This window comes from Kluyvera sp. STS39-E, assembly GCF_040932435.1.
GTDB lineage: Bacteria > Pseudomonadota > Gammaproteobacteria > Enterobacterales > Enterobacteriaceae > Kluyvera.
The window spans coordinates 221548-244574 of the sequence record NZ_JBFQGA010000007.1; the positions used below are offsets into that span (position 1 = coordinate 221548).

The following is a 23027-nucleotide window of genomic DNA, read 5'->3' on the forward strand; positions in this document are numbered from 1 at the left end:
TTCCCACGCTAGTTTTATTACCTTTATGGTTTTTATGTTTTTAATTAAAGAGAAAAATAAAAATAATTAAATTAATAAAAAACACATCCATTCAGTGAACATAATCACATCTCATTGGGAATTGAATTTATTAATATGCGCGGCGTTACCTCTCACGATAAACAGGATGATGTTTATGACCAACATGACCCAAGCTCCGGCTGCGGAGAAGAAGGGCGTTCGTGATTTACTGGGATTTAAATTTTTCGGTATGTCGCTACCGCTTTACGCGTTTGCTTTAATTACACTGTTACTTTCACACTTTTATAATTCGCTACCAAACGACCTAGTCGGTGGTTTTGCCATTATGTTTATTATTGGCGCCATTTTTGGTGAAATAGGAAAACGCCTGCCAATATTTAATAAGTATATTGGTGGTGCGCCGGTCATGATATTCCTAGTCGCAGCCTATTTCGTCTATGCAGGCATTTTTACGCAAAAAGAAATTGATGCGATTAGTAACGTAATGGATAAGAGTAACTTCCTTAATCTGTTTATTGCGGTGCTGATTACCGGTGCGATTCTGTCGGTCAACCGTAAGTTGCTGCTGAAATCACTGCTCGGCTATATTCCAACCATTCTCGCAGGGATCGCGGGAGCTGCTCTTTTTGGTATCGCCATTGGCCTATGCTTCGGCATCCCGGTAGACCGTATCATGATGCTGTACGTGCTGCCGATCATGGGTGGCGGTAACGGCGCAGGCGCGGTACCACTGTCGGAGATTTACCATTCTGTCACAGGTCGTTCCCGTGAAGAGTACTACTCTACCGCCATCGCCATTCTGACTATCGCCAATATCTTTGCCATTGTCTTTGCCGCATTTCTCGATATCGTTGGCAAAAAATACACCTGGCTTAGCGGTGAAGGCGAACTGGTACGTAAAGCCTCTTTCAAAACCGAAGACGATGAAAAAGCCGGCCAGATTACCCACCGCGAAACGGCAGTTGGTCTGGTGTTATCGACCATTTGCTTCCTGCTGGCCTACGTTGTCGCCAAAAAGATCCTGCCAAGCATTGGCGGCGTCTCTATCCACTATTTTGCCTGGATGGTGCTGATCGTCGCGGCATTGAACGCCTCTGGCCTGTGCTCACCTGAGATCAAAGCCGGTGCCAAGCGCCTTTCCGACTTCTTCTCCAAACAGCTGCTGTGGGTGCTGATGGTCGGCGTCGGCGTTTGTTATACCGACCTGCAGGAAATCATTGATGCGCTGACCTTTGCAAACGTCGTGATTGCGGCGGTGATCGTCGTAGGTGCCGTAGTCGGTGCCGCAATTGGCGGCTGGCTGATTGGCTTCTACCCAATCGAATCGTCCATTACCGCGGGCCTGTGTATGGCTAACCGCGGCGGGTCCGGTGACCTGGAAGTGCTTTCCGCCTGTAACCGTATGAATCTTATCTCCTATGCACAAATCTCCTCTCGTCTGGGCGGCGGTATTGTGCTGGTTATCGCCAGCATCGTGTTCAGCATGATGGTGTAATCAATACGCACGGTGGTGCCCGTGTTGCCAATATTCAAAGTGAACGTAGAGTCCAGAGCCGGGGGCGGCCGAGGGAAATCCACTCTACGACTCCTTAGCCGGATTCACCTAGGCATTGGTCAACGCTGACACCACCGTGCCCCTGTTTTGGATAATCATTTATGACTGATGCCGTACTGCTAGGTGAAGGCTTCACCCTGATGTTTCTGGGGATGGGGTTCGTCCTGACATTTTTATTCCTGCTCATTTTCGCGATCCGCATGATGTCCACCGCCATCGCCCGTTTCTTCCCTGAGCCCGCCGCCACTCCAGCGCCGCGTGCCATGCCCGTCGTGGATGACTTCACCCGCTTAAAACCGGTGATTTCCGCGGCGATCCACCATCACCGCATTAACGCTTAAATTCCAGAGGGAACTATGACTCTTGCTATTACCGATGTCGTCCTGCGCGACGCCCACCAGTCCCTGTTTGCTACCCGCCTGCGTCTTGATGACATGCTGCCGATTGCTGCCGAACTCGATGATATCGGCTACGGTTCGCTGGAATGCTGGGGCGGTGCCACCTTTGACGCCTGCATCCGTTTTCTCGGAGAAGACCCATGGCTGCGCCTACGTGAACTGAAAAAAGCGATGCCGAAAACCCCGCTGCAGATGCTGCTGCGCGGGCAGAACCTGCTGGGCTACCGCCATTACGCCGACGATGTGGTTGAACGTTTTGTTGAGCGGGCGGTGAAAAACGGTATGGACGTGTTCCGCGTCTTCGATGCCATGAACGACCCACGCAATATGAAGGCCGCGTTGCAGGCGGTCCGCAGCCACGGCGCACATGCCCAGGGCACGCTCTCCTACACCACCAGCCCGGTACATACCCTGCAGACTTGGCTGGACTTAACCGAACAGCTGCTGGAAACCGGCGTCGACTCCATCGCTATTAAAGATATGTCCGGCATTCTGACCCCGATGGCAGCCTATGAGCTGGTCAGCGAAATCAAAAAACGCTTCAGTGTGCGGCTGCACCTGCATTGCCATGCCACCACCGGGATGGCGGAAATGGCGTTGCTCAAAGCCATAGAAGCGGGTATCGACGGCGTGGATACCGCCATCTCCTCAATGAGCGCCACCTACGGCCACCCAGCCACCGAAGCGCTGGTGGCAACGCTTGCTGGTACGGCCCACGCTACCGGGCTGGATATCAACAAGCTGGAAAATATCGCCGCCTATTTCCGCGAGGTGCGTAAGAAATACCACGCCTTTGAAGGCCAGTTGAGAGGTTACGACAGCCGTATTTTGGTCGCCCAAGTGCCAGGCGGCATGCTGACCAACCTCGAAAGCCAGCTAAAACAGCAAAACGCCGCCCATCGTTTCGATGAGGTGCTGACGGAAATTCCCCGTGTGCGTGAAGACCTTGGCTTTATTCCGCTGGTAACCCCGACCTCGCAGATTGTCGGCACTCAGGCGGTGCTGAACGTGCTGACCGGCGAGCGCTACAAAACCATCGCCAAAGAGACGGCGGGCATTCTGAAAGGCGAATACGGCCGCTCCCCGGCCCCGGTGAATGCGGCGCTGCAGGCGAAGGTGCTCGACGGCGCGCAGGCCATCACCTGCCGCCCGGCGGACCTGCTGAAGCCGGAGCTCTCAGCGTTGGAAGCGGACATTAAACGCCAGGCGCAGGAGAAGGGCATTCGGTTGGCAGAGAACGCCATTGATGATGTGCTGACCGTGGCACTGTTCCCACAGCCGGGCATGAGGTTCCTTGAAAACCGCCACAACCCGGCGGCATTCGAACCGGTGCCGCAGGTGGAAAGCGCGAAGCCAGCCCCGGCAATGGCAAAACCTGCCGCCTCCGGTATCTACACCGTAGAAGTGGAAGGCAAAGCCTTTGTGGTGAAGGTGAGCGACGGTGGCGATATCAGCCAATTGGCAGCGGCGACGGCAATGCCCGCGGCAGCCAGCGCGGGTACTCCGGTTGCTGCACCGCTGGCGGGCAATATCTGGAAAGTCATCGCCAGCGAAGGCCAGACGGTGGTGGAAGGCGACGTCTTGCTGATTCTGGAAGCGATGAAGATGGAAACCGAAATCCGTGCCGCACAGGGTGGGACGGTGCGCGGCATCGCGGTGAAAACTGGGGATGCGGTGGCAATGGGCGACACCCTGATGACGCTTGCGTAACGGAGAGGACGAATGGAAAGTCTAAACGCCCTGTTTCAGGGCATGGGGCTGATGCACCTTGGCGCAGGCCAGGCCGTCATGCTGCTGGTCAGCCTGTTGCTGCTGTGGCTGGCGATTGCGAAGAAGTTTGAACCGCTGCTGCTACTGCCGATTGGCTTCGGTGGTTTGCTCTCCAACATCCCGGAAGCGGGTTTGGCGCTGAGCGCGCTGGAAAACCTGCTGGTGCATCATGATGCAGGTCAGTTGGCGGTGATTGCCGCGAAGCTCAACTGCGCGGCGGACGCCCACGCCATTAAGGAGGCATTAGCGCTGGCGCTGCCGTCGGTGCAGATCCAAATGGAGAACCTCGCGGTGGACATGGGCTATACGCCCGGTGTGCTGGCGCTGTTCTATAAAGTGGCGATTGGCTCCGGTGTCGCACCGCTGGTCATCTTTATGGGCGTCGGGGCGATGACCGATTTTGGCCCGCTGCTGGCTAACCCGCGCACCCTACTATTGGGCGCAGCGGCGCAGTTCGGCATCTTCGCCACCGTGCTAGGGGCACTGACGTTGAACCATTTCGGCGTCATCCACTTCACCCTGCCCCAGGCCGCGGCGATTGGCATCATTGGCGGCGCGGACGGCCCGACAGCGATTTACCTCTCCAGCAAGCTGGCTCCGGAACTACTGGGGGCGATTGCGGTAGCGGCCTATTCGTATATGGCACTGGTGCCGCTGATACAGCCGCCGATCATGAAGCTGCTCACGAGTGAGAAAGAGCGGAAAATCCGCATGGTGCAGCTGCGCACGGTCAGTAAACGGGAGAAAATCCTTTTCCCGGTGGTGCTGTTACTGCTGGTTGCGTTATTGCTGCCGGACGCGGCGCCGCTGCTGGGGATGTTCTGCTTCGGCAACCTGATGCGCGAAAGCGGCGTGGTAGAACGCCTCTCCGACACCGTGCAGAACGGACTTATCAATATCGTGACAATATTCCTTGGGCTGTCGGTGGGTGCCAAGCTGGTTGCGGACAAATTCCTGCAACCGCAAACGCTGGGCATTCTGCTGCTGGGGGTGATTGCCTTCGGCATTGGCTCCGCCGCTGGGGTATTGATGGCGAAGCTGATGAACGTATTCAGCACAAACAAAATCAACCCGCTTATCGGTTCCGCTGGCGTCTCGGCGGTACCGATGGCTGCGCGCGTGTCAAACAAAGTGGGCTTGGAGTCCGACGCACAGAACTTCCTGCTGATGCACGCGATGGGGCCGAACGTGGCCGGGGTAATTGGTTCAGCCATTGCCGCGGGCGTGATGCTGAAATACGTGCTGGCGATGTAATTTGCGATGGGATACGCGCGGCGTATCCCATTTTCATCCCAATGTAATCTGAAAAAAAAGTAAACATGAACTGGCTCAGGAACCGATCGGCCCAAATGTCGGAACATCCCATTTTTAAATATGTTTATTTACCTATGTCTATCCGAAAAATTGCCCTGTGGTTTTCCCGCTGCTCTTTTCAGAATCGCATCTTTCTGCTGATCTTATTTACCTCCACGGTAGTGATGATGGCGATGTCTTGGTACCTCACGAACATCACCAAAGATCGATTGCACTATCAGGTCGGCCAACGTGCGCTAATTCAGGCTATGCAGATATCCGCAATGCCGGAACTGGTTGATGCCGTGCAGCACAACGATATTACGCGCATCAAGGCGTTAATCGACCCAATGCGATCGTTCTCCGATGCCACTTACATTACGGTTGGGGATGAAAAAGGGCAGCGTCTGTACCATGTGAATCCCGATGAGATCGGTAAATACATGGAGGGAGGAGACAGCGACGAGGCGCTGTTTAATGCCAAAAGCTACGTCTCCATCCGTAAAGGATCATTAGGGTCATCGCTGCGCGGCAAATCGCCTATTCAGGATCAAACCGGCAAAGTTATTGGGATTGTGTCTGTCGGCTATACCATCGATCAACTGGAAAACTGGCTCAATCTCCAGATTGGATCGTTTATGTTTCCCATGGCCGCCTTACTGTTCCTGCTCCTCTACTGCGCCCGGCGGTTTTCTTTGCATATCAAAAAACAGATGCTGAATATGGAGCCACAGCAGCTTTCACAACTGCTCATTCAGCAAAGCGTATTATTTGAATCGGTTTTTGAGGGGCTTATCGCCATTGATTCGTTTCATCGCATTACCGCTATTAACCAGACGGCGCGGAGGATGCTTAACCTCAGCCAGCCGGAGGCCGAGTTAATTGGGCAAGCCATAGATAGCGTGGTGACCCCAGAGACCTTTTTCTATGATGCCCAGCAGAAGAACAAAAAAGATGAGATTGTGACGTTCAACGACGTCAAAGTGATTGCCAGCCGTATGGCCGTTATTTTAGATAGCCAGCCGCAGGGATGGGTGATTAGCTTTCGCAGCAAAGATGATATCAACACCCTCAGCCTGCAATTAAGCCAGATACAGCAATACGCCGACAATCTGCGCGCCGTCCAGCACGAACACCGAAACCTGATTTCCACCATCGCCGGGCTGCTTTTCCTAAAGCGCTACGACAGCGCCCTGGCGCTAATTCAGCAGCAGTCTGAAAGCCACCAGAAGGTGCTCGATTTTATTACCCACAGCTTTAAAGACCACCACCTCGCCGGTTTACTGATTGGCAAATATTACCGCGCCAAGGAACTGGGCTTGGAGCTTGTTTTCGACCCCGCCTGCTACGTCGAGCAACTGCCGCTATCGCTTTCCCATAACGAATGGATCTCCATTGTCGGTAACTTGCTGGATAATGCCTACAACGCCACCTTGCTCAACCACGAGGGATCGCGGCAGATCGAATGTTTGATCAACAGCGAAGGCAGTGAAGTGATCATCGAAGTCGCCGATCAGGGGATCGGCATTGATGAAGAGATCCGCCAGCATATTTTTGAACGTGGCGTGACCAGCCGTGACAGCGGCGATCACGGCATCGGTTTATGGCTAGTTCGCAGCTACGTCGAACAGGCGAACGGCAACATTATTATTGATAACAATAGCCCTTACGGCACCATTTTTACCCTCTACCTACCCTTTACCAGAGATGAAAATCATGGATAGCATTACGACGCTGATTATTGAAGATGAGCCTATGCTGGCGGAAATTCTGGTGGATACCATCAAGCAGTCACCACAATTCCAGGTCATCGGCGTGGCCGATAAAGTGGAAAGCGCTAAAAAGCAGATTCGCCTGTATCAACCTGATCTTATCCTGCTGGATAACTTCCTTCCTGATGGTAAAGGCATTGATTTAATTCGCCATACAATCAACACGCAGTACGCCGGGCGGATTATATTTCTCACCGCCGATAACCATATGGATACCATCAGCGAAGCATTACGAATGGGGGTGTTTGATTACCTGATTAAGCCGGTACATTACCAGCGATTGCAGCACACGCTTGAACGCTTTGCCCGCTATCGCGGCTCGTTGCGTTCCAGCGAGCAGGCCAGCCAAACTCACGTCGATGCGCTGTTTAACATTCAGGCCAAAGAGCAGCTAACGGAGCCAGCCTCAGGGCTACGCGGCATCGATGAAAACACCTTCAACCGCGTACTGCAGATTTTTGCCGACCCGAACACGGTGCACACCGCCGACTCGTTAGCGCGGATCCTCGGCAGCAGCAAAACGACCGCTAGGCGCTATCTGGAGCAAGGCGTAAAGAACGATCAGTTGGAGGCGGAGATCAGCTATGGCAAAGTCGGTAGGCCTGAGCGAATTTATCGCAACAAGATCCCAACGCTATGAGCACAACGTATAGTTAACGATCATCTGCCCTTTTTTTATCTTTACCTGAGTGATCGTCACTGGCCCAATCTCAGACAGATTGGCAACGTGCGTTCCTCCACAAGGGTAGGCCATGAGATGACCAAACCCAATCTGCCGCAGCCCATCGGCGAACGTCACCTGTCGGGGGAGATTACCTGCCTGCCAGGCGCTGATTTTCGCCAGCAACGATGATGCATCCGGCAATGTGGCGTTTTCGCCAGCGGCGAAAGTAATGCGCCCCTCATTGGGCCAATGGTGTGCTTTCACCGGATGCCAACCGTATTCTGTCCCCGCTTGGCCAATCAGATGTCCGGCAGAATGCAGGCGAGCGTGTAGTTGGCGCTGCGCGGCATCCACGCGCAGGTTAACCACGCCAGCAGATAGCGGATTGGCCACCATATGCAGCACATCATCGCCGCGAGAGAGCACCGCTTCGACCGGCTCATCATCAATCCAGCCTGTGTCCGCAGGCTGCCCGCCGCCCTGCGGGTGAAACAGGGTGCTATCCATCACAACCGCGTACCGCCCGTCAGGCTCCGCCGTACAACTCACTATGTTCGCCTGGCCTTCAGTGTCATCGCTTGTGTAATAAAGACGTTCAGTCATGTTGTTCTCCTCTTGATGAGCAGAGTATATTCATCTTATTCACGAAGATAATCCCACTCACAATCAATGCATCTTTGCCTGGTACGCACAAATGAATCCTAATCTGCTTCCTGACCTTGCCACCTTTGTGTTGATTGTCGACCAAGGGAGTTTCTCTGCCGCCGCCAAGGCCTCGGGCGCAACGCCTTCCGCGATGAGCCGCAGCGTTTCCCGCCTTGAGCTGGCGTTAGGTAATAAACTGCTGCACCGCACCACGCGCAAGCTGGCGCTCAGCGACAGCGGCAAGCAGGTCTATGACCATGCGCAAGAGATGCTAAACGCGGCACAAATGGCAATGGATTCCGGGAGCAGCCATCAGAGCATTGCCCAAGGCAAGCTGACGGTCAGCGTCCCCAAAGCCATCGGACGCTTTGTTGTTCATCCGCTGATGGCCGAATTTTTCGAGCGCTTTCCCAAAGTCGATGTCTGCCTAAGGTTGGAAGATAGGTATATGGACTTAATTGATGATGGCGTCGATCTGGCGCTGCGTATTAGCCAGTCACCGTCGCCGGGGTTATACGGCAAGCCGCTGATGCCGGTCAGCCATATTATCTGCGCCACGCCGGAATATTTGCGCCGCCACGGTGCGCCCGAAGACCCGCAGGCGCTGCGTCACCATAGCTGTATTAGCCTTGGCGAAACGCCCGCCGATTCACGCTGGAAATTTCGCCGCGGCGATAAGGTGGAAAGCCTGCAAACGCACGGACGCTACGCCGCCAACCATACCGGGGTAAGGTTGGACGCGGTGAAGCATCATCTGGGGATTGGCAGCCTGCCACTGTTTACCGCTCGTGATGCGCTGGCGAGCGGCGAAATCGTGCAGGTTTTGCCCGAGTGGGAATTTATCAGCGATTACAGCGGTGACCTGTGGCTGCTGTGGACGCGTAATAAGCATATGCCCGCGAAAATGCGGGCCATGATTGATTATCTTAGCGAGAAGCTCCTGCGGCCCGTCGCCTGATTATGACGCCAACGACAGAACCTCAGCCGCCCAGCGCTGAAAACCAGCAACGTCCAGCCCCAGCGCCACCTGCGCGTTGGCAGGCATTCCAAGACGTCCTTCAATATCCACGACGGTAGTGCCCGCGGTATATTGCCCCTGCGTCTCAACGGCCACAAAGCACGGTTGCAGGGTAAACAGCTCGGGCCGAGCCAGCCACGCGATAGCGCATAGATCGTGCATCCGCAATCCGCTTTGCATACTGCCGCTGCGATAGTGGCTGAATAACGCATGCAGCATGCTTCCCGTTTTATTGAGCGCAGGAAGCGATGCCAAATACTCTGGGGCCAGCATCGCTTGGTTGGTCACATCCAGCCCGCACATCACAATATCCAGCCCGCTACGGAACACCTGTGAGGCGGCTTCTGGGTCGATGGCGATATTGAACTCGGCGTTTGGCGTGAAGTTTCCGCGCCCGGCAGAGCCGCCCATGATCACCAGACGGCGGATGTTAAATTTACATTCTGGGTAGTGAGTCAGCAGCAGGGCAATATTGGTCAACGGGCCGATAGCCACCAAGGTTATCGGCTCTGGCGCATGCATCAGCGCGTCGCGGATGGCCTGAAATGCGGGTTTCGCGAGCGGCTGACGATCATGTTCAACAAAGTCATAGCCTCCCATACCCGATTCACCATGTACCGATGCGGCATCGCGTAATGGACGAACCAGCGGCGTCGCTGCGCCCTGCGCTAGCGGGATATCGACATCCCAGAAATGCAGCAGCTGTAGCGCATTGCGAGTGGTTTTTTCAACGGAGACGTTACCGGCAACGGTCGTCATTAACTGCAGATCCAGCTCGGGAGCAAAAATGGCGGCGGCAATGGCCGCGGCATCGTCAATGCCGGGATCGGTATCAAGGATTATTGGCAGGCGCATGATTTCTCCATAAAAAATGCCAGACGTTAAGCCTGGCATTTTTTCACATCCAAGGGAGAATTAATTTATTCGACTTCACGAACATCCACACGCAGCTCGCGCGGAACTTCAAAAACGATATTCTCTTCACGCCCTTCGAGGGTAACCGCTTCACCGCCACCCAGTGACTGTAGGCGAGCAATGACGTTTTGCACCAGAATATCCGGCGCAGAAGCCCCGGCGGTGACGCCGACACAGGCGGCGTCCTTTACCCACGCTTCCTGAATATCGGTAGCGTCGTCAATCAGATAGGCCGCTTTGCCCATCCGCTGTGCCAGCTCTGCCAAACGGTTCGAGTTGGAGGAGTTTTTCGAACCGACCACCAGCACCACGTCCGCCTGCTGGGCAAGCATACGTACGGCTTCCTGACGGTTGGTGGTGGCGTAGCAAATATCATCTTTGCGCGGGCCAACAATTTTAGGGAAACGCTGGCGTAGGGCATCAATCACATCAGAGGTGTCATCCACCGAGAGCGTGGTTTGAGTCATAAACGACAGCTTGCCTTCGTCTTTCACCGCCAGCGACAAAACGTCTTCCGGCGATTCAACCAGATACATGCCCCCTTTCGGGTTGCTGTATTGACCCATGGTACCTTCCACTTCCGGGTGTCCGGCGTGGCCGATAAGAATCGACTCTTCGCCGCGGCGGCTGGCACGTGCAACCTCCATATGGACTTTGGTCACCAGCGGGCAGGTTGCGTCAAACACCGTTAAATCACGGCCTTTGGCTTCGTTTCGCACGGCCTGTGACACGCCATGGGCGGAGAAGATCAGGATCGCGCCGTCCGGCACTTCGCTTATCTGCTCGATAAAGATCGCCCCACGCTCGCGCAGGCTTTCCACCACGTAGCGGTTGTGCACCACTTCGTGACGAACGTAGATTGGCGCGCCATAAATGGCGAGCGCATTTTCAACAATGCTGATAGCGCGGTCAACGCCTGCACAAAAGCCGCGTGGGTTGGCCAACAGGATCTGCATTTTACGCCTCCAGTACCGGATCGACTTCCAGTACTTCAATATCAAAGTGAACGGTATGCCCCGCCAGCGGATGATTAAAATCAACCGTGATCGAGTCGCCGTTGATCTCACGCACGACGCCCGGCATTTCGCTGCCATCCATCGCGGTGAACAGCATGATTGCGCCAATCGTTGGCTCACCCGCATCCATAAATTCGCGGCGGGAGAAATACTGAATCAGGTCAGGCGTCGAGATACCAAACGCCGCATCAGGCTCCAGTGAGAACGCTTTTTTGTCCCCGGCTTTCAGGCCGAGAAGATGCTGCTCCAGCCCTTCTGACAACGTGGCATCACCTAGACGAAACAGCGCCGGTTTTCCGTTGCTACGCGTTGACTCTGCGGTTGAGCCATCATCCAGTTTCAGCGTGAAGTGCACCAGCACCGCGCTATTGCTTTGAATCGATTTAGACATGCAGGGACAGCCTTTTATCTTACGACATTGGAATGACGATTATTGTTATACGTTCGGCGTTTGATTGCCCGGTGGCGCTACGCTTACCGGGCAATCAACGGATTGTAGGCCGGATAAGCGCAGCGCCATCCGGCATTATCTTACGCCGGCTTTTTCGGCAGAAAGCCTTCCAGCACGATCATCGCTGCGCCGATACAAATTGCGGTATCGGCCAGGTTGAAGGTCGCAAAGTGCCAGTTACCGACGTAGAAATCGATCATATCGACAACGAAGCCATGCCACAGGCGGTCAAACAGGTTACCCAGCGCGCCGCCAATAATCAGCGCATAAGCGATATTATTGAGTTTTTGCGTCGCTTTGGAGCGGTACATCAGCACCGCCAAGATAACGCAGATGCCCACCGCAATACCGGCGAAGAACCAGCGTTGCCAGCCGCCGCTATCAGCCAAGAAGCTGAAAGCCGCGCCATAGTTACGCGCATAATGCAGATTAAGCGACGGGAACAGCGACACCGTATCCCCCAGAGCAAAGTTCTGGAGGATCAGGTATTTACTGCCCAGATCGATAATCAGCACGACTACAACCAGCCACAGCCAGCGCAGTCCTGTTGAACAGATCGATTGACTCATCAGGCAAACTTACGTTTTTCGCCATCACCGGCGATGTTGCTTACACAGCGGCCGCAGATGTCTGCGTGTTCCGCCACCTTGCCAACGTCCTGGGTGTAATGCCAGCAACGCGGGCATTTCTCACCTTCGGCTTTACTCAGCGCGACTTTCAGTCCTTTGACCAGTTCGCTCTGCTGGGCGTCAGCGGATGCCTGTGCATAGTCCGCAACTTTCGCCCCAGAGGTCAACAGGACAAATCGCAGTTCGTCACCCAGTGAGGTCAATTTCGCCGCCAGCTCAGGTTCTGCGTACAGCGTTACCGCTGCTTCCAGAGAGCCGCCGACTTTCTTGTCGGTACGCGCCTGCTCAATAACCTTGTTCACTTCGCCACGAACCTGCAGCAAGACGTCCCAGAAACCATCGTTCATGGCTTCTGTTTCCGCCAGGCCAAACAGACCTTCGTACCACTCACCGGTGAAGACATACTTCTCACGGTTGCCTGGCAGGTAACCCCAGATTTCATCTGCGGTGAAGGACATGATTGGTGCCATCCAGCGAACCAGTGCTTCAGAGATATGGTACAGCGCAGTCTGGCAGCTACGACGCGCCACGCTGTCCGCTTTCGCGGTGTACTGGCGGTCTTTGATGATATCGAGGTAGAACGAACCCATTTCGACGGAGCAGAAGCGCATCAGACGCTGAACCACTTCGTGGAAGTCGTAGGATTCGTAGGCTTTCAGGATGTCGTCCTGTGCTTCTTTCGCACAGCCAACCGCCCAGCGATCCAGAACGACCATCTCTTCCGGTTTCACCATGTCTTTCACCGGATCGAAACCGTTCAGGTTCGCCAGCAGGAAGCGCGCGGTGTTACGGATACGACGATAGCTGTCGGCAGCACGTTTCAGAATTTCATCCGATACCGCCATTTCGCTAGTGTAGTCGGTTGATGCCACCCACAGACGCAGAATATCTGCACCCAGTTTGTTCATCACGTCCTGCGGAGAAACGGTGTTACCGATAGATTTGGACATCTTACGGCCCTGACCATCAACGGTGAATCCGTGAGTCAGTACCTGACGGTATGGCGCTTTGCCTTTCATAGCCGTGGAGATCATCAGGGAAGACATGAACCAACCGCGGTGCTGGTCAGAACCTTCCAGATACATGTCCGGCGTATGGCCGCCAAATTCAGGACGCGCATCAACGACGGAATAGCTGGTCGAACCGGAGTCAAACCATACGTCCAAGGTATCCGGCACTTTCACGTAGTTGTCAGCGTCATCGCCAAGGATTTCACGCGGGTCGAGATCCCACCACGCCTGAATACCGTCTTTCTCGACGTATTTCGCCACTTCTTCGATCAGTTCCGTGGTGCGCGGGTGCAGCTCTTCAGTGTCTTTATGCACGAACAGCGACATCGGCACGCCCCAGGTACGCTGACGGGAGATACACCAGTCAGGACGGTTTGCCACCATCGATTCGATGCGCGCTTTACCCCATGCTGGGATCCAGCCGCTCAGGTTTTCTTTCGCCAGACCATCCTGTTCGATACGGTCGATCTCTTTGAGCGACTGAATACGCAGGCCTTTCTGATCCATGCTGATAAACCACTGCGGGGTAGCACGGAAGATGATTGGCGTTTTGTGGCGCCAGCAGCATGGGTAGCTGTGCAGCATTTTCTCAACGTGCAGCAGCGCGCCTTTTTCAGTCAGCAAAGCAACGATTTTATCGTTCGCTTTGAAGACGTTCACGCCGTCTAATTCTGGGTAGGTACCCGCCAGATAAGCACCGTCAGGGCCCACTGGGTTAGCAATCTCCAGACCGTATTTCTGGCTGATAACGTAGTCATCAGGACCATGACCGCCAGCGGTATGTACTGCGCCGGTACCGGCATCCAGGGTCACGTGATCGCCCAGAATCGCAGGCACGTCGAAGCCCATGAACGGGTGAGCAAAGCGCATCAGTTCAAGCTCGGCGCCTTTAACGGTGCCAAGAACGGTGTAATCAGTCGCACCGATACGCGCCATGACGCTATCGAGCAGATCTTTTGCCACGATGACGGCCTGACCCTCAATCTGCACCAGCGCATAATCAAACTCTGCAGAGATGGAGATTGCACGGTTAGCAGGCAGCGTCCACGGTGTGGTGGTCCAGATAACCAAGGAAACCGGGCCATTGACGTTGCTGACGGCAAATTTCGCTTTTACCGCGTCCGCATCAACGGCGTGGAATGCCACGTCGATAGAAGGAGACGTTTTGTCGTAATACTCGACTTCCGCTTCTGCCAGAGCCGAACGGCAGTCAACGCACCAGTGAACAGGCTTCGCGCCTTTCAGCATGTGACCGTTGTGGATGATTTTGCCGAGCGCACGGATGATGTTGGCTTCGGTTTTGAAGTCCATCGTCAGGTACGGATGCTGCCAGTCACCCAGCACGCCCAGACGGATAAAGTCGTTACGCTGACCGTCAACCTGGCCGGCCGCGTATTCGCGGCATTTGGCACGGAATTCTGCAGCAGTAAATTTCTCGCCCGGCTTACCGAACTCTTGTTCAACTTTCAGTTCAATTGGCAGACCATGACAGTCCCAGCCCGGAACATATGGGGAGTCATAGCCGGTCAGCCCTTTGGACTTAATAATAATGTCTTTGAGAATCTTGTTTACAGAGTGACCAATATGAATGCTGCCATTCGCATAGGGAGGGCCATCATGCAGAATGAAGGTTTTTTTGCCCTTTTTCGCGGCACGAATGATGCCGTACAGGTCATCTTCGGTCCAACGCGCCAGCATTCCCGGTTCACGCTTGGCGAGATCGCCGCGCATCGGGAACCCTGTTTCCGGCAAATTCAGGGTTGATTTATAGTCACTCATCAGATTCTCGGTTCCGTATTTTTACGTAGGCATTTAAGCCGGGTTTGATAGCCCAAATAACTCGCGGGCCGTTAATTCATCGCGCGCAATCTGCGCCTTTAGCTCATCCAGCGAAGCAAATCGCTGCTCATTGCGTATTTTTTTACGCAGCACTACATCAATATGGCGACCATAAAGGTCCATTACAACGTCCAGCAAATGCACTTCCAGCTGCTGGCGAACGCCGGCAACCGTCGGGCGGGTACCAATATTGGCCACGCCCGGCAGAGGCTTATCACCCAGCCCCATGACTTCTACCGCATACACCCCTTTTACCGGGGAAACCTGACGACGCAGCGGCAAGTTCGCCGTCGGGTAACCGATGGTGCGCCCCAGCTCATCGCCGTGCACCACGCGCCCGGAGATGATAAACGGATGGCCCAGCAGGTTTTCGGCCTGTTCGAGGTCATCTTCAGCCAACGCCTGGCGCACCGCGGTGCTGCTAATGCGCACACCGCCATGACAGAAGGTTTGCGTACTGGTGATGTCGAAAGCAAACTCTGCGCCAGCCTTCTGTAATAACAAGAAATCGCCCTGACGACCAGCACCAAAGCGGAAATCATCCCCGACGGCAAGGAACTGCACGCCGAGACGCTTCACCAGCAGATCGCTAATAAACGCCTGCGCTGTCAGCGCAGCAAAGCGTCGGTCGAAGCGCAGGCAAACGACGTAGTCCACTCCACTTTCAGCCAGATAGCGCAGCTTCTCGCGCAGACGCGTCAGACGCGCAGGGGCTTTATCCGCCGCAAACAGCTCAAGCGGCTGCGGTTCAAAAATCATCACCACCACGGGCAAACCGCGCGCTTTGCCTTCAGCACGTAAACCCTGCAGTAGCGCCTGATGCCCGCGATGCACACCGTCGAAATTACCAATGGTCAGTACGCACCCATGTGGTGCCTGACTGAGATTATGTATGCCGCGTATCAGCTTCATGTCTGGCTCAAAAGAGTGAAAATCGTCAGAGTATACCTTGTACAACAGCTCACGTTAACCCGCTATTGCACCTCGTTGCCGAAAGAGGGAATGATTTCATCGGCATCCGACAGGAAGGCAAGAAAATATGAGCGGACCGCATGATTTTTGTGCCGGAAAGACTGTATTCATCTCCCACAAGCTGGTAGAATCCTGCGCCATCAATACGTAATGCAGCGTTGTCACATTAGCGGCGCTTATTTGCACAAATCCATTGACAAAAGAAGGCTAAACGGGCATTCTCCTCGGCCTTTGAATTGTCCATATAGAACACATTTGGGAGTTGGACCTTGGCTAATATCAAATCAGCTAAGAAGCGCGCCGTTCAGTCTGAAAAGGCCCGCAAGCACAACGCTAGCCGTCGCTCTATGATGCGTACTTTCATCAAGAAAGTATACGCAGCTATCGAAGCTGGCGACAAAGCTACTGCACAGAAAGCATTTAACGAAATGCAACCAATCGTGGATCGTCAGGCTGCTAAAGGTCTGATCCACAAAAACAAAGCTGCACGCCATAAAGCAAACCTGGCTGCACAGATCAGCAAACTGGCTTAATCGCCCGCTTGCTATCAGCTTTGAAAAAAACCCGCTTATGCGGGTTTTTTTACGTCTGTGATATCGCGATGTAGGCCGGATAAGGCAAAGTCGCCATCCGGCATCAGGCGCCGAACCGCCTGATGGCGCTTCGCTTATCAGGCCTACACAGGTTCAGCAAACAGCGCGGAATAATCACGGTGGCAGATACGCTGTACCGCCGGATGCTGAATCATGCGTTCGGCAAAGATGGCGTGATACTCTTCCATCACGTTGTCCATCCGCCCTATTTCCGAAATACATTCATCAGCGTAGAAGTCATGGGCATACAACGTTGGCGCCACAAAAATGGCATTGTGCGCCGCGCCAAAGGCTTTCATCAGCGCCGCATCATCAAACTCACCCAGAATCTCAACCTTCAACCCCTGCACGTTAAACCAGTTTAGAAGTTTACGCCCCAGCATTGAGCGTCGACCGGGGATCAGCAAACGCCGCTCCTCTAGGCACGCCGGGAACGGTTTTTCCGGCGGCGGGTTCATGCACCAAAAGCTGACGCTGCACTCACCGATTTTCACTGAAAATAGCCCCTCTTGCTGCGTTGAGTCGATTGGGCAGTCAGAGATAATCATATCCAGCTTATGCTGGCTGAGCTGCTCTAGCAGCATCTCATGCGTCGATTCAAAGCAGCGCAGGTGGATTTGTTCATCCTCCACCACCGCCGCGTCCAGCACGCCGCTCACCAGTCGTTTTGACAGCGCATCGGCAACGCCTACGTCAAACAGCAGGTTCGATTCCTTGCGATAGTTGACGATATCCAGCATCTCCTGGCTTAGGGTGAACATTTTATCCGCGTAGCGGAACACCAGCTCACCCAATTCGCTCGGTTCAATGCCGCGTCCTTTACGCTTAAAAAGCTTGCCCTGCAGGCGCTCTTCCAGCGCCTTGATCTGCCCAGTGATGGTCTGCGGCGTGAGGTATAACGCCTCCGCCGCCCCCACCACTGAGCCTTCCTTGTAAACATGCCAGAAGTAGTAAAGGTGGTTGTAATTGATATGCGACATGCCCTGTGCTCCCTCTCCTTTAAGCGTTAATTTTTCCGCTTACGCCGACTGTGGCTTTAAATGCATACGTAACAGACTGTACCCCACTACCGCTGACAGCACCGAACCGACCAGAATGCCCAGCTTCGCCCAGTTGATCAGCGATGGGTCCACGCTGCCAAAGGCCAGGCTGGCGATAAAGATAGACATGGTGAAACCGATGCCGCACAGCAAACCCACCGCCATAATCTGCGAGAAATCTGCACCTTCCGGTAATTTTGCCAACTTAAGCTTCAGCGCCAACCAGCAGAACAGGCCGATGCCCAACGGTTTGCCAATAAACAGACCGGCAATAATACCCAGCGGTAACATCGACGTCAGGCCGCTTAGGGTAACGCCCTGTAGCGAGACGCCAGCATTGGCGAAAGCAAACAGCGGCAGGATCATAAAGGCCACCCACGGATGCAGCACGTGCTCCAACTGCTTCGCCGGGGACTTGCCGTTTTGCTCACGTAGCGGAATGAAGAAGCCGACAATCACACCCGCAAGCGTTGCGTGTACACCCGACTTCAGCACCGCCGTCCACAGAATAACCCCTACCAGGATGTAGATTCCGGTACGTCGTACTCCGCTTACATTCAGCACAGCAAGCGCCACAATAGCCGCCGCAGCTACAGCCAGCGACAGTATTGACAGATCGCTGGTATAGAACAGGGCAATAATCACAATTGCGCCCAGGTCGTCGATGATAGCCAATGCCATCAAGAAGATTTTAAGCGATGCCGGAACCCGGCTGCCAAGCAGCGCTAGAACGCCTAGGGCAAAGGCAATATCGGTTGCCGCCGGGATGGCCCAGCCGCTGCTGGCGATAGGGTCTTGGGCGTTGAATGCAAGGTAAACCAAGGCCGGTACAACCATGCCGCCGACTGCAGCAATCACCGGGAAGATCGTCTGACGACGCGTCGCCAGTGAGCCCAGCATCATCTCGCGCTTAACTTCCAGACCAATTAGCAGGAAAAAGACCGCCATCAGCGCGTCGTTAATCCACAGCAGCATGTTTTTATTGATCTCTAAGGCACCCACGCGCAGCTGTACCGGCGTTTCGAGGAACGCATGATACAGGCCGTTGGTTGCGCCAAGGTTAGCCATCAGCATGGCCAGAACGGCCGCAATAATCAGGATGATGCCACCCGAGGCATCGTTGCTAAAAAAACGCTGGAGATGCTTCACTTTTACTCTCTCTATAACCACTTATTCATCGATAAAACCATATTATCGCGTTAGACATATCGGTAAAATCAGATTATAGCTGGATAATAGCTCAGTTTAGCCGAGCAATAAAAAACCCGAAGCATATTGCTCCGGGTTTTTATCAGCTCGTCCACCGCCCATGGGGCGAAAAGTTAACGGGTCAAATCGTCAAAGAACTTTTTCACACCGTCAAAGAAGCTTTTGGAACGCGGGCTGTTGTTCTCCCCGGTTGGGCCGCCGAAGCTTTCCTGCAGGTCTTTGAGTAGCTGTTTCTGCTTCTCATTGAGACTAACAGGCGTTTCAACCACTACGCGACAGAGTAAGTCACCCTGCGCACCGCCGCGGACGGATTTCACGCCCTTGCCACGCATGCGGAACAGTTTGCCGGTTTGCGTTTCGCCCGGAACCTTCAGCTTCACGCGGCCATCGAGAGTCGGAACTTCAATCTCGCCGCCCAATGCCGCCATAGAAAAGTTGATCGGCACTTCACAGTATAGGTTGTTGCCTTCACGCTCGAAAATAGCGTGCTGCTTCACCTGCACCTGAACATACAGGTCGCCCGCCGGCGCGCCGTGCTCGCCTGCTTCGCCTTCACCAGTCAGACGAATACGATCGCCGGTATCCACGCCTGCCGGAATTTTCACAGACAGGGTTTTGGTTTTCTCTACGCGACCATGACCGTGGCATTTGTTGCACGGATCTTTAATCAGCGTACCGCGGCCTTGGCAGTGTGGACAGGTCTGCTGAACAGCAAAGAAACCCTGACGCATCTGCACCTGACCTGCGCCGTGGCAGGTTGGGCAGGTCTGCGGCTGTGAGCCAGCCTTCGCACCGCTACCGTGGCAAACATCACACTCTTCAAGCGTTGGAATGCGGATCTCTTTGGTCACACCACGAACCGCTTCTTCCAGCGTCAGATCCATGTTGTAGCGCAGGTCCGCACCACGGGATGCACGCTGACGACCACGACCACCACCGAAGATGTCGCCGAATACGTCACCAAAGATATCGCCAAAGTCCGCGCCGCCGCCGTAACCACCTCCGCCACCGCCCATGCCGCCTTGTTCAAAGGCTGCATGACCGTACTGATCGTAGGCAGCACGTTTCTGCGCGTCGGTCAGGATCTCATACGCTTCTTTGATCTCTTTAAACTTGGCTTCGGCCTCTTTATCCCCCTGGTTACGATCCGGGTGGAATTTCATGGCCAGGCGTTTGTACGCCTTTTTGATTTCACGCTCTTCCGCTGTTTTGGAAACGCCCAAAATCTCGTAGTAATCTTGCTTTGCCATTGTTTTTTTTCAGCCCCTTAACATGCGAGCACGGGCGAAGAGGAAACCTCTGCGCCCGTGCCGATTAACTACCCTGCATCAGGGCGATTATTTTTTGTCTTTCACTTCTTCGAACTCAGCGTCAACAACATCGTCGTCTTTCGCATTGTTCGCGGAAGCGTCAGCGCCTTCCGCACCAGCTTGCTGCTGAGCGTGCTGCTGCTGTGCGATTTCCATCAGTTTCTGGGAAACCTGCGCCAGCGCCTGCATTTTCGCTTCGATGTCTGCTTTGTCTTCGCCTTTCAGAGAAGTTTCCAGCGCAGTCAGCGCAGACTCGATAGCAGTTTTGTCATCAGCTGGCAGCTGTTCGCCCGCTTCTTCAACCTGCTTACGGGTGCTGTGCAGCAGATGGTCGCCCTGGTTACGGGTCTGAACCAGCTCTTCAAACTTACGGTCAGATTCTGCGTTCGCTTCTGCTTCACGAACCATTTTCTGAATTTCGTCTTCGTTCAGACCAGAAGAAGCCTTGATGGTGATCTTCTGTTCTTTACCGCTGTTTTTGTCTTTCGCAGACACGTGCAGGATACCATCAGCATCGATATCGAAGGTCACTTCGATCTGCGGCATGCCGCGTGGTGCTGGGCTGATACCGTCCAGGTTGAACTGGCCGAGATCTTTGTTATCAGAAGCACGTTTACGCTCACCCTGCAGCACATGGATGGTTACCGCAGACTGATTGTCTTCAGCGGTAGAGAACACCTGGCTGTGCTTGGTCGGGATAGTGGTGTTTTTGTTGATGAGCGCAGTCATCACGCCGCCCATGGTTTCGATACCCAGAGACAGCGGGGTAACGTCCAGCAGCAGTACGTCTTTAACTTCACCAGTCAATACACCACCCTGGACCGCAGCACCGATAGCAACGGCTTCGTCCGGGTTAACGTCTTTACGCGGCTCTTTACCAAAGAATTCAGCCACTTTCTTCTGAACCATTGGCATACGGGTCTGACCACCAACCAGGATAACGTCCTGGATGTCAGACACGGACAGGCCAGCGTCCTGCAGTGCAACTTTCAGCGGCTCGATTGAACGGTTAACCAGGTCTTCTACCAGGCTTTCCAGTTTCGCACGGGTCACTTTGATGTTCATGTGTTTAGGACCGGTCGCGTCTGCGGTGATGTACGGCAGGTTCACGTCGGTCTGTTGAGCAGAAGACAGCTCGATTTTCGCTTTTTCAGCAGCTTCTTTCAGACGCTGCATCGCCAGCGGATCGTTACGCAGGTCAATGCCCTGATCTTTCTTAAACTCGTCAACGAGGTAGTTGATCATGCGGCTATCGAAGTCTTCACCACCCAAGTGGGTATCACCGTTGGTTGCCAGAACTTCGAAGGTTTTTTCGCCGTCAACTTCGTCGATTTCGATAACAGAGATATCGAAAGTACCACCACCCAGGTCGTAAACCGCGATAGTACGGTTGCCGACTTCTTTATCCAGACCGTAAGCCAGCGCAGCTGCGGTTGGTTCGTTGATGATACGTTTTACTTCCAGACCTGCGATACGGCCGGCGTCTTTGGTTGCCTGACGCTGAGCATCGTTGAAGTATGCAGGTACGGTGATAACCGCTTCAGTTACCGGTTCGCCCAGGTAATCTTCAGCCGTTTTCTTCATTTTTTTCAGCACTTCAGCAGAGATCTGCGGCGGTGCCATTTTCTGACCTTTTACGTCAATCCATGCATCACCGTTGTCAGCACCGATGATCTTGTACGGCATGATGGCTTCATCACGCTGCACTTCTTCGTCCTGGAAGCGGCGGCCAATCAGGCGTTTAATCGCAAACAGGGTGTTTTGCGGGTTTGTCACTGCCTGACGTTTAGCCGGCTGACCAACCAGAGTTTCACCATCCTGGGTATATGCAATGATAGAAGGCGTGGTGCGATCGCCTTCGGCGTTCTCCAGCACACGTGCAGTAGTGCCATCCATAATCGCTACACAAGAGTTGGTAGTACCCAGGTCGATACCAATAATTTTACCCATCTAAACGTCTCCACTTAAAATTCAGTCAACATGTGGTTGTGAGTCTGTAATAAGGGCGAAACCTCTGGTTTCAACTGCCCTGAATCGTTTTTTTTCAGACTCATTCACTGCGGTTGACTACAAGATGGGGGCTCAACGTCATCCATCAAGGGGGGATCACAAAAATTTTTTCATTCCGTGCGTTTTTTTCGCATGATGAAGATCCCTGTTTGCAGCAGCGTTAAGCGCAAAACAGGTAAAATTGTCCGTTTTCCCCTCATGAGATCATAGACAGTCCGTTTACTCCTGATTATCATTCCGCGCCCCCAGTTATGGGGCATTTACTTCACCATTCAATGATGATTTGAGGAATTATGGGCAACACTAAGTTGGCTAACCCGGCACCGCTGGGCCTGATGGGCTTCGGCATGACCACCATTCTGCTTAACCTGCATAACGCGGGTTTCTTCGCACTTGACGGCATTATTCTCGCAATGGGTATTTTTTACGGCGGTATCGCGCAGATTTTCGCGGGCCTGCTGGAATACAAAAAAGGGAATACTTTCGGTCTGACTGCATTTACTTCTTACGGCTCCTTCTGGCTGACTCTGGTCGCCATTCTGCTGATGCCAAAAATGGGTCTGACAGAAGCACCTAACGCACAGTTCCTCGGCGCTTACCTCGGCCTGTGGGGCGTATTCACGCTGTTCATGTTCTTCGGCACGCTGAAAGCGGCACGCATGCTGCAGTTCGTCTTCCTGAGCCTGACCGTACTGTTTGCCCTGCTGGCAATTGGTAACATTAACGGTAACGAAGCCATCATCCACGTTGCTGGCTGGATTGGTCTCGTCTGTGGTGCCAGCGCTATTTACCTAGCAATGGGTGAAGTGCTGAACGAGCAGTTCGGTCGTACCGTCCTGCCGATTGGTGAAAAGCACTAATCCCCCGCTCTTCTAAGAAAGCGCCGGCACGTCCGGC

Annotated in this window: 20 protein-coding genes; 9 read left to right on the forward strand and 11 right to left on the reverse strand. The window is 54.0% G+C overall.

What is annotated here, in order from left to right; all coding sequences use genetic code 11:
• Positions 1-175 precede the first annotated feature (175 nt).
• The 6 genes from citS to AB4K05_RS17160 all read left to right on the forward strand — a co-directional run bounded on the left by citS (position 176) and on the right by AB4K05_RS17160 (position 7449).
• On the forward strand, positions 176-1516 hold the full coding sequence (gene citS, locus AB4K05_RS17135) for a citrate/sodium symporter CitS (RefSeq protein WP_368481146.1): 1341 nt from the start codon (positions 176-178) through the stop codon (positions 1514-1516).
• 161 nt (positions 1517-1677) lie between these two features.
• Positions 1678-1917: an oxaloacetate decarboxylase subunit gamma gene (locus tag AB4K05_RS17140; RefSeq protein ID WP_368481147.1), complete on the forward strand. Its 240-nt coding sequence runs from the start codon at positions 1678-1680 to the stop codon at positions 1915-1917.
• 15 nt (positions 1918-1932) lie between these two features.
• Positions 1933-3684 carry a sodium-extruding oxaloacetate decarboxylase subunit alpha gene (gene oadA, locus AB4K05_RS17145; RefSeq protein ID WP_368481148.1) on the forward strand — a complete coding sequence of 584 codons (1752 nt, stop codon included), beginning with the start codon at positions 1933-1935 and terminating at the stop codon, positions 3682-3684.
• A 12-nt stretch (positions 3685-3696) separates the two neighbouring features.
• Entirely contained in the window at positions 3697-4998 is a 1302-nt protein-coding gene (locus AB4K05_RS17150; protein ID WP_368481149.1) for an oxaloacetate decarboxylase subunit beta, read from the forward strand.
• A gap of 134 nt (positions 4999-5132) precedes the next feature.
• Positions 5133-6761, forward strand: coding sequence for an ATP-binding protein (locus tag AB4K05_RS17155; protein WP_368481150.1), 1629 nt, complete (start codon positions 5133-5135; stop codon positions 6759-6761).
• Entirely contained in the window at positions 6754-7449 is a 696-nt protein-coding gene (locus AB4K05_RS17160; RefSeq protein WP_368481151.1) for a response regulator, read from the forward strand. The genes AB4K05_RS17155 and AB4K05_RS17160 overlap by 8 nt, the downstream gene beginning before the upstream one ends.
• Here AB4K05_RS17160 and AB4K05_RS17165 read toward each other — a convergent pair.
• Positions 7444-8076 carry an alanyl-tRNA editing protein gene (locus AB4K05_RS17165; protein WP_368481152.1) on the reverse strand — a complete coding sequence of 211 codons (633 nt, stop codon included), beginning with the start codon at positions 8074-8076 and terminating at the stop codon, positions 7444-7446. The two genes, AB4K05_RS17160 and AB4K05_RS17165, sit on opposite strands and share 6 nt — an antisense overlap.
• A gap of 91 nt (positions 8077-8167) precedes the next feature.
• Here AB4K05_RS17165 and AB4K05_RS17170 point away from each other — a divergent pair, with 91 nt between their 5' ends.
• Positions 8168-9076 (forward strand): LysR family transcriptional regulator, encoded by a 909-nt coding sequence (locus AB4K05_RS17170; protein WP_368481153.1) that lies wholly within the window; start codon positions 8168-8170, stop codon positions 9074-9076.
• Here the strand turns inward: AB4K05_RS17170 and rihC are convergent, their stop codons facing one another.
• From rihC to ribF, 6 genes are all read right to left on the reverse strand, one after another.
• Positions 9077-9991 carry a ribonucleoside hydrolase RihC gene (rihC, locus tag AB4K05_RS17175; RefSeq protein WP_368481154.1) on the reverse strand — a complete coding sequence of 305 codons (915 nt, stop codon included), beginning with the start codon at positions 9989-9991 and terminating at the stop codon, positions 9077-9079.
• Positions 9992-10056: 65 nt separating this feature from the next.
• On the reverse strand, positions 10057-11007 hold the full coding sequence (gene ispH, locus AB4K05_RS17180; protein ID WP_368481155.1) for a 4-hydroxy-3-methylbut-2-enyl diphosphate reductase: 951 nt from the start codon (positions 11005-11007) through the stop codon (positions 10057-10059).
• Between the two features lies 1 nt (position 11008).
• Entirely contained in the window at positions 11009-11458 is a 450-nt protein-coding gene (fkpB, locus tag AB4K05_RS17185) for an FKBP-type peptidyl-prolyl cis-trans isomerase (RefSeq protein WP_368481156.1), read from the reverse strand.
• A 140-nt stretch (positions 11459-11598) separates the two neighbouring features.
• Complete coding sequence (gene lspA / locus AB4K05_RS17190) at positions 11599-12087, reverse strand: signal peptidase II (protein ID WP_368481157.1); 489 nt, start codon at positions 12085-12087, stop codon at positions 11599-11601.
• The gene (gene ileS, locus AB4K05_RS17195; protein WP_368481158.1) at positions 12087-14936 is read right to left on the reverse strand and encodes an isoleucine--tRNA ligase; all 2850 of its coding nucleotides are present in this window, start codon (positions 14934-14936) and stop codon (positions 12087-12089) included. The genes lspA and ileS overlap by 1 nt, the downstream gene beginning before the upstream one ends.
• 33 nt (positions 14937-14969) lie before the next feature.
• A complete protein-coding gene (ribF, locus tag AB4K05_RS17200) occupies positions 14970-15908 on the reverse strand; it encodes a bifunctional riboflavin kinase/FAD synthetase (RefSeq protein ID WP_368481159.1) in 939 nt (312 codons plus the stop codon).
• 329 nt (positions 15909-16237) lie between these two features.
• Here ribF and rpsT point away from each other — a divergent pair, with 329 nt between their 5' ends.
• Positions 16238-16501, forward strand: coding sequence for a 30S ribosomal protein S20 (rpsT, locus tag AB4K05_RS17205; protein WP_368481160.1), 264 nt, complete (start codon positions 16238-16240; stop codon positions 16499-16501).
• A 143-nt stretch (positions 16502-16644) separates the two neighbouring features.
• Here the strand turns inward: rpsT and nhaR are convergent, their stop codons facing one another.
• The 4 genes from nhaR to dnaK all read right to left on the reverse strand — a co-directional run bounded on the left by nhaR (position 16645) and on the right by dnaK (position 22070).
• A complete protein-coding gene (gene nhaR / locus AB4K05_RS17210) occupies positions 16645-17541 on the reverse strand; it encodes a transcriptional activator NhaR (RefSeq protein ID WP_368481161.1) in 897 nt (298 codons plus the stop codon).
• A gap of 39 nt (positions 17542-17580) precedes the next feature.
• Positions 17581-18750 carry a Na+/H+ antiporter NhaA gene (gene nhaA, locus AB4K05_RS17215; RefSeq protein ID WP_368481162.1) on the reverse strand — a complete coding sequence of 390 codons (1170 nt, stop codon included), beginning with the start codon at positions 18748-18750 and terminating at the stop codon, positions 17581-17583.
• 173 nt (positions 18751-18923) lie between these two features.
• A complete protein-coding gene (gene dnaJ, locus AB4K05_RS17220; protein ID WP_368481163.1) occupies positions 18924-20060 on the reverse strand; it encodes a molecular chaperone DnaJ in 1137 nt (378 codons plus the stop codon).
• Positions 20061-20147: 87 nt separating this feature from the next.
• A complete protein-coding gene (gene dnaK / locus AB4K05_RS17225; protein WP_368481164.1) occupies positions 20148-22070 on the reverse strand; it encodes a molecular chaperone DnaK in 1923 nt (640 codons plus the stop codon).
• A gap of 353 nt (positions 22071-22423) precedes the next feature.
• Here dnaK and satP point away from each other — a divergent pair, with 353 nt between their 5' ends.
• Positions 22424-22990: an acetate uptake transporter gene (gene satP / locus AB4K05_RS17230; RefSeq protein ID WP_234507355.1), complete on the forward strand. Its 567-nt coding sequence runs from the start codon at positions 22424-22426 to the stop codon at positions 22988-22990.
• Positions 22991-23027 lie beyond the last annotated feature (37 nt).

Excerpts from the sequence above, each read along its gene's own strand:
- citS (WP_368481146.1), top strand. The coding sequence starts at position 176 with ATGACCAACATGACCCAAGCTCCGGCTGCGGAGAAGAAGGGCGTTCGT.
- AB4K05_RS17140 (WP_368481147.1), top strand. The coding sequence starts at position 1,678 with ATGACTGATGCCGTACTGCTAGGTGAAGGCTTCACCCTGATGTTTCTG.
- oadA (WP_368481148.1), top strand. The coding sequence starts at position 1,933 with ATGACTCTTGCTATTACCGATGTCGTCCTGCGCGACGCCCACCAGTCC.
- AB4K05_RS17150 (WP_368481149.1), top strand. The coding sequence starts at position 3,697 with ATGGAAAGTCTAAACGCCCTGTTTCAGGGCATGGGGCTGATGCACCTT.
- AB4K05_RS17155 (WP_368481150.1), top strand. The coding sequence starts at position 5,133 with ATGTCTATCCGAAAAATTGCCCTGTGGTTTTCCCGCTGCTCTTTTCAG.
- AB4K05_RS17160 (WP_368481151.1), top strand. The coding sequence starts at position 6,754 with ATGGATAGCATTACGACGCTGATTATTGAAGATGAGCCTATGCTGGCG.
- AB4K05_RS17165 (WP_368481152.1), bottom strand. The coding sequence starts at position 8,076 with ATGACTGAACGTCTTTATTACACAAGCGATGACACTGAAGGCCAGGCG.
- AB4K05_RS17170 (WP_368481153.1), top strand. The coding sequence starts at position 8,168 with ATGAATCCTAATCTGCTTCCTGACCTTGCCACCTTTGTGTTGATTGTC.
- rihC (WP_368481154.1), bottom strand. The coding sequence starts at position 9,991 with ATGCGCCTGCCAATAATCCTTGATACCGATCCCGGCATTGACGATGCC.
- ispH (WP_368481155.1), bottom strand. The coding sequence starts at position 11,007 with ATGCAGATCCTGTTGGCCAACCCACGCGGCTTTTGTGCAGGCGTTGAC.
- fkpB (WP_368481156.1), bottom strand. The coding sequence starts at position 11,458 with ATGTCTAAATCGATTCAAAGCAATAGCGCGGTGCTGGTGCACTTCACG.
- lspA (WP_368481157.1), bottom strand. The coding sequence starts at position 12,087 with ATGAGTCAATCGATCTGTTCAACAGGACTGCGCTGGCTGTGGCTGGTT.
- ileS (WP_368481158.1), bottom strand. The coding sequence starts at position 14,936 with ATGAGTGACTATAAATCAACCCTGAATTTGCCGGAAACAGGGTTCCCG.
- ribF (WP_368481159.1), bottom strand. The coding sequence starts at position 15,908 with ATGAAGCTGATACGCGGCATACATAATCTCAGTCAGGCACCACATGGG.
- nhaR (WP_368481161.1), bottom strand. The coding sequence starts at position 17,541 with ATGTCGCATATCAATTACAACCACCTTTACTACTTCTGGCATGTTTAC.
- dnaJ (WP_368481163.1), bottom strand. The coding sequence starts at position 20,060 with ATGGCAAAGCAAGATTACTACGAGATTTTGGGCGTTTCCAAAACAGCG.
- dnaK (WP_368481164.1), bottom strand. The coding sequence starts at position 22,070 with ATGGGTAAAATTATTGGTATCGACCTGGGTACTACCAACTCTTGTGTA.
- satP (WP_234507355.1), top strand. The coding sequence starts at position 22,424 with ATGGGCAACACTAAGTTGGCTAACCCGGCACCGCTGGGCCTGATGGGC.